This window comes from Streptomyces sp. NPDC050743 (genome assembly GCF_044456925.1).
GTDB lineage: Bacteria > Actinomycetota > Actinomycetes > Streptomycetales > Streptomycetaceae > Streptomyces.
The window spans coordinates 38,874-56,629 of the sequence record NZ_JBITGJ010000001.1; the positions used below are offsets into that span (position 1 = coordinate 38,874).

A 17,756-nucleotide genomic window follows, 5' to 3' on the forward strand; every position below is an offset into this window, starting at 1 on the left:
CACGCACCTTCAGGAGACAGCAGTGGCCCGGCGCCCTCTCCCCCGCATCCTGAGCAAGGACAGCGCCCAGATCGCCCGGACGCAGCTCGCACGGAGCCGGGAGCTGGCCCGGACGGCGGCCGACAGCGCCACCGACGTCCTCCACCCGCTGATCACCGTCACGCGCGGGCTGCGCCGGCTGGCCTCGGCCGGACGGCGCCGATGGGCCGACACGCCCCAGGACAAGCGTGGGCCGCTGCTGTTCCTGACGGCCTCCGTGATCCTGGCCGTGGCACTGATGCCGTACGGGCCGCTGCTCGCCGTCATCACCGTGATGGCGGCGGCAGCCTGGCACGGCCGCGACCGCACCCCACCGGCCCCCGAGGGCCCCGACGAGTCCCAGGCCGAACGGCTCCAGTCCCTGTACGAGGCCCTGGTGCCCTACTTCTCCACCCCCGAGGACCCGGCGCCGCTGTACGCGCACGGCGGGGAGTGGGAGAAGGCTTTCACCGCCCACGAGTTCGACGGCGACGGGCGCGTCGGCCATCTCGTGATCCGTTACCCCGCGTACTTCCCGGACGGCGAGTCCGAGGCCCGCATGCGGATCGAGCAACTGCTCACCGCGAAGGCCGGCCGGGGCCGTGAGTACCGCTTCGGCTGGGACGAGGAGGGCAACCAGCTCACCGTCACCGTCCTGCCTCCGCTGCCCGCCGACATCCCGGCCCAGCACTTCGTCACCGCGCCCGGCGAGACGGTCCTCGGCTTCACCGACCCCAGCGAGGTCCAGCGCACGCTTCCTCTCTCCTACGGAGAGGAACAGATCGACGTGCCGCCGGTCGTCTGGCGCACCGGCATCCGCTCCACCGAGCCGCACCTGCTGGCCATGGGCCACCCCGGCAGCGGCGTCTCGACCCTGCTGCGCTCCATCGCCCTGCAGGCCCTCCAGTACGGCGACGTCCTGATCGTCGACGGCGGCGGCACCGGCGAGTACGCGTGCCTGACCGGCCGGGACGGTGTCCTGTCCGTGGAGTGCGCGCTGCCCGGTGCGCTGGCGAGCCTGGAGTGGGCGGCGCAGGAGACCGAGCGGCGGCTCATCGCCGTCAACCTGGCCCGGCAGGCGGGCGACCCGCCGCCGGGCGACGCCCGGCGCCCGCTGTGGATCGTGCTGGACCGCCCCTCCGTGTTCGCCCACCTCGCCGCGACGGACGGCCGCAAGGACCCGCAGGCGCTGCTCCAGGTGCCGCTGCGGCACGGCCGCGCGGCGAACGTGACCGTCGTCGTGGCCGAGCAGTTCGACAGCGAGGAGGCCTTGAGCGACGCGGTACGGCAGCACACACGCGCGCGTGTCGTCCTCGGACCCGCCACGCCCCGGCAGGTGGAGGCGGTACTGGGCGCTCCGCCGCACACGACGCCGCTCGGGCACGTACCGCCGGGGCGGGGGTACGCGCGGCTGGGATCGGGCCCCGTGCACCGGCTCCAGGTGCCGCGCACGCCGGATCCGTACGACGACGCGACCAGCGACGCCGACCGGCAGGCGGTGCTGGAGTTGCTGCCCGCGCGGACCACTGCCGCGGAGGCCGAGCCGACGGATCTCACGAAGCCGGCGGTTGGCATGGCGCCGGCGACCGCAGAGGCGACGGGGTAGCGCCGCCGCCGAACCACACCGCGCCCCGAGTCGTCAGGCGCTCGGCCTAGGCCACGAACGTGCCGGGCGCCTCCACACCCCCCGTGGCACCCGTCTCCACCAGTCGGACCGCCGCGGCCAGGCGGACCGCCGCCTCGTCCGCCACCGCTCCCCCGACGGTGAACGGCAGCCGGAGATAGCCCTCGAACGCGCCGTCCACGCCGAAGCGGGGGCCGGAGGGGACGCGGACGCCGGTCCGCTCGCCCGCTTCGGCGAGCCGGGAGCCGGACAGGCCGCCGGCGCGGACCCACAGGGTCAGACCGCCGTTCGGGAGGTCGAACGCCCACGTGGGCAGCTCACGCCGGATCGCCGCCACCAACGCGTCCCGGTTCTCCCGGGCCTGCGCCCGGCGCAGCTCCACCGCCTGTTCCCAGCCCCCCGTGCTGAACAGCCAGTTGACGGCGAGCTGTTCCAGCACCGGCGTACCGAGGTCGGCGTACGCCCGCGCGGCGACCAGGCTGCGGATGACGTCCGGAGCCGCCCGGACCCAGCCGATCCGCATGCCCGCCCAGAACGCCTTGCTCGCCGAGCCGACCGTGATGACGGTCGAGCCGGCCGGGTCGAAGGCGCAGACCCGGCGCGGCATCCCGCCGGCCGCGAGCTCCTCGTCGAGCCACAGCTCGCTCATCGTCTCGTCGGCCACGAGCACCGTGCCGGCCGAACGTGCCGCGTCCACCAGCCGGCGCCGCTGGTCCTCGTCGGCGAGCGCGCCCGTGGGGTTGTGGAAGTCGGCGACGACGTAGGCGAGGCGGGGCGCGGCCTCGCGCAGGACCTGGCGCCAGCGGTCCATGTCCCAGCCGGACAGCCCCTCGGCCATCGCGACGGGGACCAGACGGGCGCCCGCCTCGCGCATCAGCTGCAGGATGTTGGCGTACGACGGGGACTCCACCGCGATGCGCTCGCCACGGCCGGCGAAGAGATGACAGATCGCGTCGATGGCGCCCATCGCACCGGTCGTCACCATGATCTGCTCGGGCATGGTGGGGATCCCGCACGCGGTGTACCGCTCGGCGATCATCGAGCGCAGCGCGGGCAGGCCGGCCGGGTAGTCGCCGTGCGTGTGGGCGTACGGCGGCAGTTCCTCCAGGGCGCCCTGCACGGCGCGGGTCAGCCATGGCTCGGGGGCCGGCAGCGAGGCGCAGCCGAGGTCGATCATCGAGCCGAGGGCCTCGGGGGGCAGGGGTTCCAGGCCCCGGGCGGGCAGCGGGTTGCCGGCCGGTACGGCGGTCCAGCTGCCGGCTCCGCGCCGGGACTCCAGGAAGCCCTCGCCGCGCAGCGCCTCGTACGCGGCCGCGACGGTCGTACGGCTCACGGACAGCGCGAGGGCGAGTTCGCGTTCGGCGGGCAGGCGGGCTGCCACCGGGACGCGCCCTTCGAGCACCAGCAGCCGGATGCCGTCGGCGAGGGCGCGGTAGGCGGGCGGACGGCGGGTGCCGGGACCGGCCGGGCGGTCCTGCTGGGACTTGAGGAGCCGGGCGAGCTGCGCGGCCCCCATGGCAGAGGTCCACTGAGCCATGAAGATCAGTCCACCTTCCCCGAATTGGCCATGGATGGCGATTGTTCCCAAGCCACAGAGTGTCATGCGTCAGGCCACCGCCACCACTCAGGGGGGTACTTCGTGTCCATTCGGCGCCGTCTCGGACGGCGATTGATCCAGCTGTACGCCGGGCTCGCGCTCTACGGCGCGAGTTCCGCACTGCTCGTCGAGGCGGGCCTGGGCCTGGAGCCCTGGAACGTGCTGCACCAGGGCCTCGCCGAGCTCACCGGGCTGACCATAGGGGTGGTGTCGATCATCGTGGGAGCGGCGGTGCTGCTGCTGTGGATCCCGCTGCGCCAGCGCCCCGGGCTCGGCACGGTCTCGAACGTCTTCGTCATCGGCCTGGCCATGGACGCCACGCTCGCGCTCGTCCCGGACGCGCACTCCCTCGCCGTACGCGTCCCGCTCCTGCTCGCGGGGATCGTGCTGAACGGCGCGGCGACCGGCCTCTACATCGCGGCGCGCTTCGGTCCGGGCCCCCGCGACGGCCTGATGACCGGGCTGCACCGGCGCACCGGCCGCTCGATCCGGCTGATGCGGACGGGGATAGAGGCGGCGGTGGTGGTCACCGGGTTCGTGCTGGGCGGCACGATCGGCGTCGGCACCGTGCTGTACGCGGTGTCCATCGGGCCGCTCGCGCAGCTGTTCCTGCGGGTGTTCGCCGTTCCGTCGGCATCGAGCCGCAGCACGCTCGTTGCCGGCGTTTCACCGGAACGCGCGATACTGCGTCCGTGACCCTCGCGACGCCGCCCATACGCCACCCCTACCTCGACCATCCCGTCCCGATCGCCTTCGCCCACCGCGGCGGGGCCGCCGACGGGCTGGAGAACACCGTGGCGCAGTTCCGGCGCGCGGTCGAACTGGGCTACCGCTACATCGAGACCGACGTGCACGCCACGGCCGACGGCCGGCTCGTCGCCTTCCACGACTCGACGCTGGACCGGGTCACCGACGGTGCGGGCCGCATCGCGGACCTGCCGTGGGAGGACGTACGGCAGGCGCGCGTGGGCGGCCGTGAACCGGTGCCGCTGTTCGAGGAGCTGCTGGAGGCCTTCCCCGAGGTCCGCTGGAACGTCGACATCAAGGCGGAGCCCGCCCTGCGCCCCTTCCTGGACCTGATCGAGCGCACGAACGCCTGGGACCGGGTCTGCGTGGGCTCGTTCTCCGAGGCGCGCGTGCTGCGCGCCCAGCGGCTGGCCGGGCCGAAGCTGGCCACCTCGTTCGGCACCCGGGGGGTGCTGAACCTGCGACTGCGCTCCTGGGGCCTGCCGGCCGCCGTGCGCCGGTCCGCCGTCGCCGCGCAGGTGCCGGAGGCCCAGTCGGGCGTCCCGGTGGTCGACCATCGCTTCGTCCGCGCCGCCCACGCCTACGGGCTGCAGGTGCACGTGTGGACGATCAACGAACCCGCGCGCATGCACCGGCTCCTGGACCTGGGAGTCGATGGCATCATGACCGATCACATCGACACGTTGCGCAAGGTCATGGAGGACCGCGGCGTCTGGGTCTGACCACCCGGCCGCCCGGATCGAGCCTTCGCGCTTGAGCACTTGAGCGGGGAAGCGAGGGCACGGGTGGGCACGGACACCCTGCGGAAGGACGCGGCGGACGACACCGCGGGCCTCCGGCGCGAGCAACGCGGCTGGTACTTCTACGACTGGGCCTGCTCGGTCTATTCGACGAGTGTGGTGACGGTCTTCCTCGGGCCCTACCTCACCGCGGTCGCCGAGCGGGCCGCGGACGCCGACGGCTATGTGCACCCGCTGGGCGTCCCGGTCCGGGCGGGCTCCTTCTTCGCCTACTCGGTGTCCCTGTCGGTGATCCTGGCGGTCGTGGTGATGCCGGTCGTGGGCGGCGTGGCCGACCGCACCGGCCGCAAGAAGCCGCTGCTCGCGGCGGCGGCGTACATCGGGGCCGCCGCGACCACGGGCATGTTCTTCCTGGACGGCGACCGGTATCTGCTCGGCGGGGCGCTGCTGGTGGTGGCCAACGCGGCGCAGTCGGTCGGGATGATGCTCTACAACTCCTATCTGCCGCAGATCGCCCCGCCCGAGGAACGCGACGCGGTCTCCTCCCGGGGCTGGGCCTTCGGCTACGCCGCGGGCTCCACGGTCCTGGTCGCCAACCTGGTCCTGTACTCGGCGCACGACTCCTTCGGCCTGACCGAGACGGCCGCCGTCCGGGTCTGCCTGGCCTCGGCGGGCCTGTGGTGGGGTGCCTTCACACTCGTGCCGCTGCGCAGGCTGCGCGACCGGCACGCGCGCGTGGAGCGCGCCCCGGCAGCCGGGCTCAGACAGTTGGCGGCGACGGTCCGGGACATGCGCCGGCACCCGCTGACGCTCGCCTTCCTGCTGGCGTACCTCATCTACAACGACGGCATCCAGACGGTGATCACCCAGGCCTCCGTCTACGGCTCGCAGGAACTGGGGCTCGGCCAGTCGACGCTCATCATGGCGGTGCTGCTGGTGCAGGTGCTGGCCGTGGCCGGGGCGCTGGCGATGGGGCGGCTGGCCCGGACGTACGGCGCCCAGCGGACGATCCTCGGCTCGCTGGTGGCGTGGACACTCACCCTGGCCGCCGGTTACTTCCTGCCCGCGAACGCCCCGGTGTTCTTCTTCGTGCTGGCCGCCGGTATCGGCCTGGTCCTCGGCGGCAGCCAGGCGCTGTCCCGGTCGCTGTTCTCCCATCTCGTGCCGCCCGGCAAGGAGGCCGAGTACTTCTCGGCGTACGAGCTGAGCGACCGCGGGATGAGCTGGCTCGGGCCGCTGCTGTTCGGCATGACCTACCAGCTGACCGGAAGCTATCGGTCCGCGATCATCTCGCTGGTGGCCTTCTTCGTGATCGGCTTCGTGCTGCTGGCGCGCGTCCCGGTGCGGCGGGCGATCGGCGAGGCGGGCAATCCCGTTCCGGGGAAGATTTAGGACTGATTTAGCGCTCGGGGCCAAAGGGCGGTAGTGTACGCCTTTGGCCTGCCAGGCGTACCGTTACTGCGCGTCAAAGATGCCGAAACGCTGGGTGACATCTGCTAGCAGATGTGACAAACCGGGCGCCGGTGGGTAGAACAAGGGGCGGCTACGACGGCGACGCATGACCCGGAACGGGACACGGAACGGGAATCTTTACCGCCGACCGGACGTTGACCGGATGACGACGACAGCGACACCTGTCCTGTGGGCGACAAGCCCGGGAGGCACGATTCATGAGTGAGCGAGCTCTTCGCGGTACGCGCCTCGTGGTGACCAGCTACGAGACGGACCGCGGTATCGACCTGGCCCCGCGCCAGGCCGTGGAGTACGCATGCGAGAAGGGGCACCGCTTCGAGATGCCCTTCTCGGTCGAGGCGGAGATCCCGCCGGAGTGGGAGTGCAAGGTCTGCGGGGCCCAGGCACTCCTCGTCGACGGCGACGGCCCTGAAGAGAAGAAGGCCAAGCCCGCGCGTACCCACTGGGACATGCTGATGGAGCGGCGGACCCGTGAGGAACTCGAAGAGGTCCTCGAGGAGCGCCTGGCGGTTCTGCGCTCGGGGGCGATGAACATCGCGGTTCACCCTCGGGACAGCCGCAAGTCGGCCTAGTCCCTGCTGGCTGGGCGAAGACACAGCTACACAAAACCGCGGGCGCCGTACGTGATCCACGTACGGCGCCCGCGGTTTTCCGCATGTCCGGGGGCGTGCTCAGCGGGTCAGCGGCGGACGCTCCTGCTCCCCCGGCTCGGGCCGGTCCTCCTGGATGACCTCGCCCTGCACCACCTTGCCGTCGGGACGGTGGATGCGGGCCTGCTGGAAGGCGTCGCCGAAGCTGCCCGGGGCCGCCGTGCGCAGCCTCTTGTCCAGGGCGTTCTCCGCGTACCGGCTCACGGCCTGCTGCACTGGCGGCAGCAGCAGGAGCAGGCCGGCCGCGTCGGAGACCAGGCCCGGGATCATCAGCAGCAGTCCGCCCAGCATCATCAGGCCGTTGCCGCCGCCGCGCTCCGGCGAGCCGCCCCGCTGCAGCGCCTCGTTCAGGCTCTGGAAGGCACGGCGGCCGGCCCGCTTGATGACCACGGAGCCGGCCACGAAGGCCGCCACGAGCAGCAGGAACACGGCGAACCCCCCGGCCGCCCCCGCGACCAGGGTCAGCAGCCAGATCTCCAGCACCAGCCAGGCGGCGACGCCCAGCGGCAGATACCTGCGCAGCCGGGAGCGCCGGGGCCGGGCGGTGTACGGAGAGGTCGGAGCGCCAGTCGTCATGCCCCCAGTGTGCCTGGCGGCTGCTCAGCGCGGGATAAGGGGATGTCCGCCGAGGGCCGACGCGGGACTACTGGGCCCGCTTGCTCTTGCCGGTGAGCTTGGCGACCCGCTCGCTCGCGCCCCAGGCGGTGACCCGCCACAGCGCCTCGACGAGGATGTCCTTGCTCATCTTGGAGTCGCCGAGTTCGCGCTCGACGAAGGTGATCGGCACCTCGACCACGTGGAAGCCGGCCTTGACCGCGCGGCGGGCCAGGTCGACCTGGAAGCAGTACCCCTGCGAGGCGACCTGCTCCAGACCCAGACCCTGCAGGGTCTCGCGGCGGAACGCGCGGTAGCCGCCGGTGATGTCGCGCAGGGGCAGGTCGAGGGCGAGCCGGGAGTAGAGGCTGCCGCCACGGGAGATGAACTCACGGGACTTGGGCCAGTTCACCACGCGGCCGCCGGGCACCCAGCGGGAACCGAGCACCAGGTCGGCGCCCTTGAGCGCGGTGAGCAGCCGGGGCAGTTCCTCGGGCTGGTGGGAGCCGTCGGCGTCCATCTCGATCAGCACGCCGTAGTCGCGCTCCAGGCCCCAGCGGAAGCCCGCGAGGTAGGCGGCGCCCAGGCCCTCCTTGCCCTTGCGGTGCATCACCTGGACGTTCTCGTCCTCGGCCGCCAGCTCGTCGGCGAGCTTGCCGGTGCCGTCCGGGCTGTTGTCGTCCGCGATCAGCACGTGCGCCTCGGGAACGGCCTTGCGCACCCGGCCGACGATGGTCTTGATGTTCTCCGCCTCGTTGTAGGTCGGAATGATCACCAAGGCCGTGCCGAGCGGACCGAACTGCCTCCCCTGGGCCTTGGCCGCGAGGGTCCCGTCGCCGTCGTTCACTGCTGCCCCTTCTGGTCGTACGCAGGCGTCCACCATAGTGGCCGCTGCCTGGTATGACGTGCCGACTCATGCCTTTGGTGGTGTCGATTCCACAAGAGTGGGGTAAGAATGCGCTTTTCGGCACCTTTCACAGCACACGGGACCGCTTCCCCGTCACGGCGGATGGGGGCCCGGCGCCCTTCGGGCCGACCTGGGACCCGCTGGCTGCGGATCGACCGAAAGCCGTTGTCTACTGAGCGCACGGGCCCCACCCGGGTCACACCTTGCCGACCGGCCGGAACGTTCCCTCGTCGGCGCGGGCGCTGAGCCTGGCTCCCAAGCGACGGTGCCCCGGTGCGGCACACCGTCCCTGACCCAGCAGCGCTGCGACGAGTTCGCGAACATTCCCCGGTCGGGCGTCCGGTGGTGGACTCGGACGAACCTACCGGCCCTCGGCCGTCGACTGTCAACAGCCCTCTGGCCTGCGACGACGGCCCCAAAGGGGCGGCCTCGGGGGAGGATGCGCAGGTCGGGCGGCGGGGCGCCGGCGAGCGAGCGCCGCCCCGCCACCCCCGTAGATCACTCGCCCGGCCGTACGAAAACGGTCCGTCCGCCGACCACGGTGCGCAGGCAGACCGGCAGGTCACGGCCAGGGGTGAGGTCCGGCAGGCCGGGCGTGCCGGAGCGCGGGTCCGTCGACCAGCGGGCCACCCGGTCGTCGGGGGCCTGGACGACCAGCTCGTCGGTGCGCCAGACCGCGTAGTCGGCGGGCGCGCCCGGCACCAGAACGCCGGCGTCGTCCCGGCCCACGGCCCGCCAGCCGCCGCGCGTGTGCGCGGTGAAGGCGGCCCGGACGGAGACCCGGTGCTCGGGCGTGCGGTGGAACGCGGCGGCGCGGACGGTGCCCCACGGGTCGAGCGGGGTGACCGGGCTGTCGGAGCCGAAGGCGAGGGGCACACCGGCGCGCAGCAGGGCCGCGAAGGGGTTGAGGGTGCGGGCCCGTTCCACGCCCAGCCGCCGGGCGTACATGCCGTCCTCGCCGCCCCACAGCGCGTCGAAGGCGGGCTGCACGGAGGCGATCAGGCCCAGCTCGGCGAAGCCGGCGACGGTCTCGGGGGTGAGCATCTCGGCGTGCTCGACGCGGTGCCGGGCGGCGCGGATCCGGGCGAGGCCGAGCTTCTCTGCCGCGGCGCGCACGCCCTCCACGACGGCGGTCACGGCGGCGTCGCCGATGGCGTGGAAACCGGCCTGCAGGCCCGCCTCGGTGCAGGCGACGACATGGGCGGCGACGGCTGCGGCGTCCAGGTAGGCGGTGCCGGTGTGGCCGGCGTCGTCGTACGGCTCGTGCAGACAGGCGGTGTGCGAGCCGATCGAGCCGTCGGCGAAGAGGTCGCCGGCCGCGCCCACGGCGCCCAGATCCCGGGCCCTCGCCACGCCTTCGTCGGCCCGTTCGGCCCAGTAGCCGACGACGCGGGGGCCGGGCACCTCGGCGGCCAGCCTCAGCAGGCCGGTGAAGTCGTCCTCGGAGGAGATCCGCGGGCCGCCGCACTCGTGCACCGAGCCGATGCCGAGGGAGGCCGCGTGGGCGAACGCGGTGCGCTGGGCCTCGGCGCGCTGGGCCGGGGTGATGGCGGCGAGGGCGGCCTCGCGGACGGTGTGGTGGGCGTCGGCGGTGAGCGGGGCGTCCTCGCGGGGGGCGCCGGGGATCAGGTCCAGCAGGGCGGTGGTGACGACCGCCGAGTGCACGTCGATGCGGGAGAGGTACAGCGGACGGCCGCCGGTGGCCTCGTCGAGTTCGGCGCGGGTCGGCGGGCGGCCGCCGGGCCAGCGGGCGGCGTCCCAGCCGTGGCCCAGCAGGACGCGGTCGTCCGGGCGTGCGGCGGCGAAGTCGCGGACCAGGGCGAGGGCCGCCTCCAGGGTGGGGGCGTCGGACAGGTCCAGGCCGGTCAGGGCGAGGCCGGTGGCGGTGGTGTGCACATGGGCGTCGGTGAAGGCCGGGGTCACCAGGGCGCCGTCGAGGTCGATCACCTCGTCGACGCCGTCGGCGAAGGCGTCGGCGGCGCCCTCCGAACCGACCCAGGCGACTTGGCCGCGCTCGACCACCATCGCCGTGGCGAAGGGATCCGCGGGGCTGTGCACCTCTCCTCGGCGCAGGAGGACGGTCTCGGGGGGCTGGGGGTCGGCGGTGCGGTCGCTCATAGCGGACAGTTTCCCCTGCCGCCGGGGAGGACCTGCACCTGGGGCGTGCTGGGAGGCAGCGATCAGATCCGGGGTGGCCGTGCCTCGTACGGCGTCGACAGGACCACCGTCGTCCGCGTCGAGACGCCCGCCAGGCTCCGCAGCCTCGCCAGCAGCTCCTCCAGCTCGTGCGGTGTCGCCACGCGCACCTTGAGGATGTAGTTCTCGTCGCCCGCGACGCTGTGGCAGGCCTCGATCTCGGGGACGCCGGCGAGGCGGTCCGAGATGTCGTCGGGGGCGCTGGGGTCGAAGGGTTTCACCGAGATGAACGCGGTGAGCGGCAGCCCGACCGCCTCGGGGTCGACCACCGCGGCATAGCCGCGGATGACGCCACGCTGTTCCAGCCGCCGCACCCGCTGGTGCACGGCGGACGTGGACAGGCCCGTGGCCTTGCCCAAGTCGGTGTAGCTCATCCGCCCGTCCTTGACGAGCAGCTGCACGATCTGTCGGTCCAGCTCCTCCATGGCGCCAAAACCTACAGTGCGCTTGATCTCCTGGGATAGCCGAGAGCGCAGGTCATAGCCGGTTCGATACAAAAAGCGGCGCATAAGGCCCGCAGCACGCACCTGCACGCGGCATGTGACGAACGCCACACATCCCGAACGGGCTCCGTGATGTTCTCGTGATTACCGCCGAGGGCGGACGGGAAGTGCTTGCTGTGGTCGAGGCCGCAGCGCCGTAACGGCCCAGCCTTAGGGGGAGAATCCCATGCAGAGTGTCCATCGCCCTGGTCGATCCGCGTCCAAGCGGCAGCAGCCGGTCGTCGAGCCCGAGCCGGAGGGCGTCGAACCCGACGCCTTCGACGACGAACTGGACGCCTACGACACCTTCGAGATGTACCGGGTGATCTGCCCGGACTGCGCCCAGCCGATCGCGCTGCTGGCGGACGAGCAGGTGCTGCCCGAGCACGCGCTGTGCGCCTCGCCGTGGAACCCGTTCGGTCTCACGGTGTGCGCGGGCACGGGCCGTTCGGCCGCCGACGCCCGCCCCGCGGACGAGTCCGCCGAGCCGCAGGAGCAGGACACCGCCCTGCTGCTGACGCTCCCCCAGACTCTGGACTGGCGCACGCAGCCGTTCTCGCACGTCGGCGGCCCGGGCTCGCGCCCGATGCGCGTGCCGGCGATGCGCCGCCAGGCCGCCTGAGCCGCCTCACCGCATCCAGTACGTGCCCTGCACCATGGCGCGCAGGCTGTCGTGGTGCAGGATCAGTGTGTCCGGGTCCGCCGGGACGGCGACCTCCCCGAAGTACGCCTGCCGGTAGGCGATGCGCAGCATGACGATCGCGTGCCGGAGGGCGGCGTAGAGGGTGTGGAAGTCCATGTCCCGCGGGGTGTGGCCGGTCAGCCGGGCGTAGCGGGCCTCGACGCGGTCCCGGCGCAGGAAGTCCGGCAGTCCGCGCTGTCCGAGGGCGACCGTGAGGTCGTGGAAGAAGCGGTGCAGATAGACGAGCCAGCCGAGGTCGACCTCGCGCGGGGCGAGTGCCGCCATCTCCCAGTCCAGGACGGCCACGGGGTCGAACCCGTCGTAGACGATGTTTCCGACGCGTGCGTCGCCCCAGCTGAGGACGGGTTCGCCCACCTCGCGCGGCCACAGTTCCTCCAGCCGGTCGAAGGCGGCCTCGATGAGGGGTGAGGGGAACAGGCCGTCGATCACCCAGGAGTAGTAGGCCCGCTGGGCCGTCACATGGCGGCGCAGCGCGTCCTCCGGGCCGGGCTGGGTGAGGAACCGGGCCTCGGCCGGGGGTACTTGGTCGTGCAGGCGGGCCAGCAGTCCGACGGTCTCCACCTCCAGATGCTCGCGTTCGGCATCGCTCGCCGCGTGCAGCCAACTGCCCTCGTAGGTGTACGGCATGACGTCCGGCGGCACCCGGCCGGCGACCCGCTCCATGACGAAGAACGGCGCCCCGAGCGGGCCGGGGTCCTCCTCCAGCCACAGCACCCGGGGCACGGGCACGTCGGTGCGCTCGGCCACCAGGCGCAGGGTGCGGTACTGGCGGGCCATGTCGTACTCGGGGAAGACGGTGTACGCCGCGGGATCCGCCGCGAGCCGCAACGCGCAGGTCGCGCAAGGCGCTTGAGGGTGTCCGAGGTCGAACAGCAGGGTCTCGCTGGACATGCCGTTGGAGGCGGGGACGGTGACGCCGGTCGCCTTGGCACCGGGTAGCCGGCTGCCGAGCCAGACGGTGAGGCGCCGGGCGAGCTCCTCGGGGTCGCGGGTGGTGGTACGGGGACGCGGTGCCGTGGCCATGGGGGCTCCTCCCTCGGGTGCGGCTGATGTCTCAGGGCGCGATCGGTGCCTCAGGGAGCGACCGAGTCGAAGCCGGTGAAGCCGCTCGGGTCGTGCCGGCCGAACGAGCCGTGCTCGAAGATGCCGTACCCGCTCTGCCCGTCGAGCCGGAAGCGGGCGGAGTGGTCGGTGACGCCGTAACCGGCGAGCGGGTGGGGCAGGTTCATGTCGTAGGTGCGCCGGTCGGTCCAGCCGGGCCCCCGCCAGGTGCCGTGCTGCCAGTCGTCCGCCGGCGGATAGCCCGCGCCCAGGGCGAGCGGCGAGGAGGCCAGGATCTCGACGTCCAGCTTCCGCGATTCCCGCGCGTCCCCCAGATGGACGACCGCCCGTTCCGGGTGGCGGGTGCCGGAGCGGTAGCGGATCTCGGCCTGCGGCCAGCCCAGCTGGCGGTCGCGCCGGCCGGGGCGGACCAGGGTCGCCTCGTTCAGGGAGCGGTGGCCGTCGGCGTCCTCCTGGGTGATGACCATCAGGAAGCGGTCGTCGAAGCGGACCGGGCACCAGATTCAGTGGAAGCCCTCGGTGGGGTGGTCCGCCGCGAGCCGCCCGCCGTCCTCGCCGGGGACGGGCCGCACGCCCCAGCTGCGGTCCCGGGTGCCGGTCCAGCCGTCCGCGGTGACCCGGAACTCCTCTCCCCCGGCCCGGATCACGCCCTGCGCGGTGCCCGCCTGGACGAAGCGGCGGCCCTCCAGGGTGAGCCGGTCGCCCCGGCGCTGGAGGTGGTGCGGTTCCCAGAGGGCGGGGAAGGCGGCCGTCCAGGTGAGGTCGTACGACAGCCGCTCGTCCGCGCAGATGAGTCGCAGTTCCCGGAGCGGTCGCGGGACCTCGATGCGCAGCGGGCCGACGGCGAGCCGCATCCGGTCCTCGCCCAGGGCGTCCGAGGCGCGGACGGCGTGCAGGGTGTCCCCGGTGCGCAGGGTGGCGTAGGCGTCGATCACGCCGAGGTTGGGGTAGACGCCGAGGCCGAGGATGAGCAGGGCCCGGCCCGCGTGGTCGAAGACGTGGAAGATGCAGCGGTCGTAGGCGTTACGTCGCCGGTCGCCACGTGCTTCATGGACAGCGGTACCTGGTGCACCGGGTACTCGTCGAGCGGTACGGGACGGTCGTCGGCCACGGGCACCCCCTGAGCGTCGATCGGCTGACGGTACGTCAGATGACCGGAGGAGGCCAGAGCGGGGACGGGACGGGTCTGGACTGACGCTCGATTCCGCCGGGCGGTGACCTGCCCGGGCGCTGCCGCGTTGATCGGGCATGACCCCCATGCACGCGGCCACCGGGCGTCAGCGCCGCATTCTCGTCCCCCGACCCGCAGAATCGGTTCCGCCGCCGCCCGCCCCGCAGGACCCGCCCATCTACCGCGACCTCATGCGGACGTGGGCCGACCGGGGCCGGACCCTGCCGGGCCGCCACGACCCGGAGTGGATCAGGCTGGTGGCCCCGACGGTCCGCACGGGGCAGTTCAGTGAGCTTCGGGTCCCGCCACGTGACGGGCGATGACCATCCGCTGGATCTGGTTGGTGCCCTCGACGATCTGCAGGACCTTGGCCTCACGCATGTAGCGCTCGGCCGGGAAGTCGGTGGTGTAGCCGTACCCGCCGAGTATCTGCACGGCGTCCGTGGTCACCTTCATGGCCGTGTCGGTGCAGTGCAGCTTCGCCATGGCGGCCTGCTTGGCGAACGGCTTGCCGGCGTCACGCAGCCGGGCCGCCGCGAGGTAGAGCGCGCGGCCCGCCTCGATCTGGGTGGCCATGTCGGCGAGCATGAAGCGCAGGCCCTGGAAGTCGGCGATGGGGCGGGCGAACTGCCGGCGCTGGGTGGCGTAGGCGACCGCCTCGTCCAGGGCGGCCTGGGCGAGGCCGATCGCGCAGGCGGCGATGCCGAGCCGTCCGGAGTCCAGGGCGGACAGGGCGATGAAGAAGCCCTGGCCCTCCTCGCCGATCCGCCGGTCGTCGCCGACGCGGACGCCGTCGAGGTGGACCTGCGCGGTGGGCGATCCCTTCATGCCCATCTTCTTCTCGGGCGCCGCCCCGCTCAGCCCGGGCGCGTCCCCGGGGACAAGGAAGGCGCTGATCCCGCGCGGCCCCTCCTCGCCGGTGCGGGCCATCACGGTGTAGAAGTCGGCGATGCCGCCGTGCGTGATCCAGGCCTTGGTGCCGTTGATCACCCACTGGTCGCCGTCACGCACGGCCTTCGTGCGAAGTGAGGCCGCGTCGGAGCCGGAGGACGGCTCGGAGAGGCAGTACGCCCCGAGCAGGCCGCCGCCGAGCATGGCGGGCAGGTGCTCGACCTGCTGCTGCTTGGTGCCGTAGGTGGCGAGCGCGTAGGAGGCGAGCGTGTGCACGCTGACGCCGAGGCCCACGGTGAGCCGCGCCGCGGCGAGCTCCTCCAGGACCTGCAGGTACACCTCGTAGGGCTGGTCGCCGCCGCCGTACTCGGAGTCGTACGGCAGGCCGAGCAGGCCCGATTCGGACAGCAGGGTGAAGACCTCGCGCGGAAAGCGCCCCGCGTCCTCCTCCTCGGCCGCCTTCGGCGCGATCTCACGCTGGGCGATGTCACGGACGAGAGCGAGCAGATCCCGCGCCTCCTCCGTCGGCAGCTGACGCTCCACCGGCTGCGGGTCGCGGTCGGACATGGCGTCGGTCTCCTCCCTGGTCGGGCACCGGCGGTCTGGCCCTGGGGGTGGGGGCGGCTCCGCCTGGTCTTTCCGGATGGCCGAAGGCGCCCTCTCCCGGGTCTCGGAAGCGGCTGACCAGCGGCTGTGCGCTGTGAGTATGCCCGATCAGCGACCTCCAGTCACCAGTTAACGACCGCTTACTTCAAGAATCCAGTCGGGCCGCCCAGCGACCGCACAATTGGTCCGAACCATTGACTCAGTGGTCTAGTCCTCCTACTGTGCATGACCAACGCTTTACCGCGTTCATGCCAATCGGCGCGCGTTTCCCTCCCCCCACGAGGAGACACCCGATGCACACTCCCCACCGCTCGCGGCTGCGGGCGTTCGTCGCGACCGCGTGTACCGCCGTCCTCGGCGCCGGACTGCTCGCCGGCGCGGGCACCGCCACCGCGGCGGCCCCGGCCGCGCCGCAGGTCAAGGCCGGCTCGAAGGTCGTCGGCTACTTCACCGAATGGGGCACCTACGACCGCAAGTACTACGTCAGGAACGTCGAGACCTCGGGGTCGGCGGCCCGGCTGACCCACATCAACTACGCCTTCGGCAACGTCACCGGCGGCAAGTGCGCCATGGGCGACTCCTACGCGGCCACCGACCGCACCTACACCGCCGCCGAGTCGGTGGACGGCGTCGCCGACACCTGGGACCAGCCCCTGCGCGGCAACTTCAACCAGCTGCTGAAGCTGAAGAAGAAGCACCCGGGCCTGAAGATCCTGTGGTCCTTCGGCGGCTGGACCTGGTCGAGCGGCTTCGGCGAGGCCGCGAAGAACCCCGCCGCCTTCGCCCAGTCCTGCTACGACCTGGTGAAGAACTCCAAGTGGGCCGGGCTGTTCGACGGCATCGACATCGACTGGGAGTACCCCAACGCCTGCGGCAACACCTGCGACACCAGCGGCCGGGAGGCGTTCCGGAACGTCATGGCGGCGCTGCGGTCGAAGTTCGGCGGCAGCGCGCTGGTCACGGCGGCGATCACCGCGGACGCCTCAGGCGGCGGCAAGATCGACGCGGCGGACTACGCGGGCGCCGCGCAGTACGTGAACTGGTACAACCCCATGACGTACGACTACTTCGGCGCCTGGGACGCGAGCGGCCCGACCGCCCCGCACTCCCCGCTGACCTCCTACTCGGGCATCCCGAAGGCGGGCTACAACACCTCCGCGACCATCGCCAAGCTCAAGGGCCTCGGCATCCCGGCGTCCAAGCTGCTGCTCGGCATCGGCTTCTACGGCCGCGGCTGGACCGGGGTCACACAAGCGGCGCCCGGCGGGACGGCCACCGGACCGGCGGTGGGGACCTACGAGCAGGGCATCGACGACTACAAGGTGCTCAAGTCCAAGTGCCCGGCGACCGGCACCGTGGGCGGCACGGCCTACGCCAAGTGCGGCAGTGACTGGTGGAGTTACGACACCCCGGCGACCATCGCGACGAAGATGACGTACAAGAACCAGCAGGGCCTCGGCGGCACCTTCTTCTGGGAACTGAGCGGCGACACCGCGAACGGCGAGCTGATCAAGGCCATCGACTAGCCCGGCACCAGGGGGACTCGGGAGCGGAGGACCACGAGCCTGAAGTCCCCCGGTGTGTCAGGTGTCGCGGCGGGCCGGCTGCGGCGCCGGGTAGGCCGGGTCCAGTTCCTCGACGGCCCGCAGGGCTCCGCCGAGCGTCTTCACCAGCAGCTCGCGCATGGTGTCGCGGGACAGCTCGGGGCGGTCGATCCAGTCCAGGGTCGCGCCCTCGACACTGCACACCCAGGAGAGCAGGCCCATCCGGGCGAGCGGGGCGATGTCGCTGCGGCCGTAGGCCCCATCGGCGATGGTGGCGATGATCGCCTCGCGGACGCCGTCCCGGATGGCGTGCACCTCGGCGTCGAAGCCGACGCCGCCGCTGACGATGGTGCGGTAGGCGGCCTGGTGGTGCTCGGCGTAGCGCAGATAGCCGTCGATGGTGCGGTGGACCCGGTCCACGGCGGGCAACTCGAGACCGTTCGCCGCGAAGGTGACCAGGTCGGCGACGGAGTCCTGGATGATCGCCAGGTAATAGCCGCGCTTGGACCGGAAGTAGTAGTAGATCAGCCCCTTGGCGACATGCGCCTGGCGGGCGATGTCGTCCATGGACAGCGCGTCGTAGGAGGTGTCGGCGAACAACTTCCGCCCGATGGCGATGAGTTCGGCGCGACGGGCCGTCGAGCGCTCGGTGCCGCGCATCCGGGGACGGACGGCGGCACGCTGATGCGGCACATTCAATTTCGACCCTGTTCCAGGCGGTCGGCGGGACCACCGCAGTATGTCAGAACAT

At 72.3% G+C, this 17,756-nt stretch carries 15 protein-coding genes and 1 pseudogene; 7 read left to right on the forward strand and 9 right to left on the reverse strand.

Features of this window, described 5'->3' with window-relative positions:
* Positions 1-22: 22 nt before the first annotated feature.
* Positions 23-1,624 (forward strand): hypothetical protein, encoded by a 1,602-nt coding sequence (locus ACIBJF_RS00160; RefSeq protein WP_399171386.1) that lies wholly within the window; start codon positions 23-25, stop codon positions 1,622-1,624.
* A 46-nt stretch (positions 1,625-1,670) separates the two neighbouring features.
* On the opposite strand, the gene ACIBJF_RS00165 is transcribed toward ACIBJF_RS00160, so the two are convergent.
* Positions 1,671-3,179: a PLP-dependent aminotransferase family protein gene (locus ACIBJF_RS00165; protein ID WP_399171387.1), complete on the reverse strand. Its 1,509-nt coding sequence runs from the start codon at positions 3,177-3,179 to the stop codon at positions 1,671-1,673.
* A gap of 102 nt (positions 3,180-3,281) precedes the next feature.
* Between ACIBJF_RS00165 and ACIBJF_RS00170 the strand changes: the two genes are divergently transcribed.
* The 4 genes from ACIBJF_RS00170 (at position 3,282) to ACIBJF_RS00185 (ending at position 6,771) form a co-directional block, all read left to right on the forward strand.
* Positions 3,282-3,935: a YitT family protein gene (locus ACIBJF_RS00170; RefSeq protein WP_399171388.1), complete on the forward strand. Its 654-nt coding sequence runs from the start codon at positions 3,282-3,284 to the stop codon at positions 3,933-3,935.
* A complete protein-coding gene (locus ACIBJF_RS00175) occupies positions 3,932-4,708 on the forward strand; it encodes a glycerophosphodiester phosphodiesterase (protein ID WP_399171389.1) in 777 nt (258 codons plus the stop codon). Before ACIBJF_RS00170 ends, ACIBJF_RS00175 begins: the two co-directional genes overlap by 4 nt.
* Positions 4,709-4,771: 63 nt before the next feature.
* Positions 4,772-6,118 carry an MFS transporter gene (locus ACIBJF_RS00180; protein WP_399171390.1) on the forward strand — a complete coding sequence of 449 codons (1,347 nt, stop codon included), beginning with the start codon at positions 4,772-4,774 and terminating at the stop codon, positions 6,116-6,118.
* A gap of 278 nt (positions 6,119-6,396) precedes the next feature.
* Positions 6,397-6,771 carry an RNA polymerase-binding protein RbpA gene (locus ACIBJF_RS00185; RefSeq protein ID WP_003977404.1) on the forward strand — a complete coding sequence of 125 codons (375 nt, stop codon included), beginning with the start codon at positions 6,397-6,399 and terminating at the stop codon, positions 6,769-6,771.
* Positions 6,772-6,870: 99 nt separating this feature from the next.
* Here the strand turns inward: ACIBJF_RS00185 and fxsA are convergent, their stop codons facing one another.
* The 4 genes from fxsA to ACIBJF_RS00205 form a co-directional block, all read right to left on the reverse strand.
* Complete coding sequence (gene fxsA / locus ACIBJF_RS00190) at positions 6,871-7,425, reverse strand: FxsA family membrane protein (protein WP_399171391.1); 555 nt, start codon at positions 7,423-7,425, stop codon at positions 6,871-6,873.
* A 67-nt stretch (positions 7,426-7,492) separates the two neighbouring features.
* A complete protein-coding gene (locus tag ACIBJF_RS00195) occupies positions 7,493-8,290 on the reverse strand; it encodes a polyprenol monophosphomannose synthase (protein ID WP_399171392.1) in 798 nt (265 codons plus the stop codon).
* A gap of 558 nt (positions 8,291-8,848) precedes the next feature.
* Positions 8,849-10,468, reverse strand: a complete 1,620-nt coding sequence (locus ACIBJF_RS00200; RefSeq protein WP_399171393.1) for an amidohydrolase — start codon at positions 10,466-10,468, stop codon at positions 8,849-8,851.
* Between the two features lie 62 nt (positions 10,469-10,530).
* Positions 10,531-10,971, reverse strand: coding sequence for an Lrp/AsnC family transcriptional regulator (locus tag ACIBJF_RS00205; RefSeq protein ID WP_069782031.1), 441 nt, complete (start codon positions 10,969-10,971; stop codon positions 10,531-10,533).
* Positions 10,972-11,215: 244 nt separating this feature from the next.
* Between ACIBJF_RS00205 and ACIBJF_RS00210 the strand changes: the two genes are divergently transcribed.
* Complete coding sequence (locus tag ACIBJF_RS00210; RefSeq protein ID WP_399171394.1) at positions 11,216-11,650, forward strand: hypothetical protein; 435 nt, start codon at positions 11,216-11,218, stop codon at positions 11,648-11,650.
* Positions 11,651-11,656: 6 nt separating this feature from the next.
* Here ACIBJF_RS00210 and ACIBJF_RS00215 read toward each other — a convergent pair whose 3' ends face one another.
* The 3 genes and pseudogenes from ACIBJF_RS00215 to ACIBJF_RS00225 form a co-directional block, all read right to left on the reverse strand.
* Positions 11,657-12,754 carry a phosphotransferase family protein gene (locus tag ACIBJF_RS00215; protein WP_399171395.1) on the reverse strand — a complete coding sequence of 366 codons (1,098 nt, stop codon included), beginning with the start codon at positions 12,752-12,754 and terminating at the stop codon, positions 11,657-11,659.
* Positions 12,755-12,804: 50 nt separating this feature from the next.
* Positions 12,805-13,904, reverse strand: a pseudogene (locus tag ACIBJF_RS00220) (hypothetical protein).
* A gap of 345 nt (positions 13,905-14,249) precedes the next feature.
* Positions 14,250-15,422, reverse strand: a complete 1,173-nt coding sequence (locus ACIBJF_RS00225) for an acyl-CoA dehydrogenase family protein (protein ID WP_399171396.1) — start codon at positions 15,420-15,422, stop codon at positions 14,250-14,252.
* Between the two features lie 332 nt (positions 15,423-15,754).
* Between ACIBJF_RS00225 and ACIBJF_RS00230 the strand changes: the two genes are divergently transcribed.
* Positions 15,755-16,987 carry a glycoside hydrolase family 18 protein gene (locus ACIBJF_RS00230; protein ID WP_399171397.1) on the forward strand — a complete coding sequence of 411 codons (1,233 nt, stop codon included), beginning with the start codon at positions 15,755-15,757 and terminating at the stop codon, positions 16,985-16,987.
* A gap of 57 nt (positions 16,988-17,044) precedes the next feature.
* Here ACIBJF_RS00230 and ACIBJF_RS00235 read toward each other — a convergent pair whose 3' ends face one another.
* Positions 17,045-17,665 carry a TetR/AcrR family transcriptional regulator gene (locus tag ACIBJF_RS00235; protein ID WP_399171398.1) on the reverse strand — a complete coding sequence of 207 codons (621 nt, stop codon included), beginning with the start codon at positions 17,663-17,665 and terminating at the stop codon, positions 17,045-17,047.
* Between the last annotated feature and the right edge of the window lie 91 nt (positions 17,666-17,756).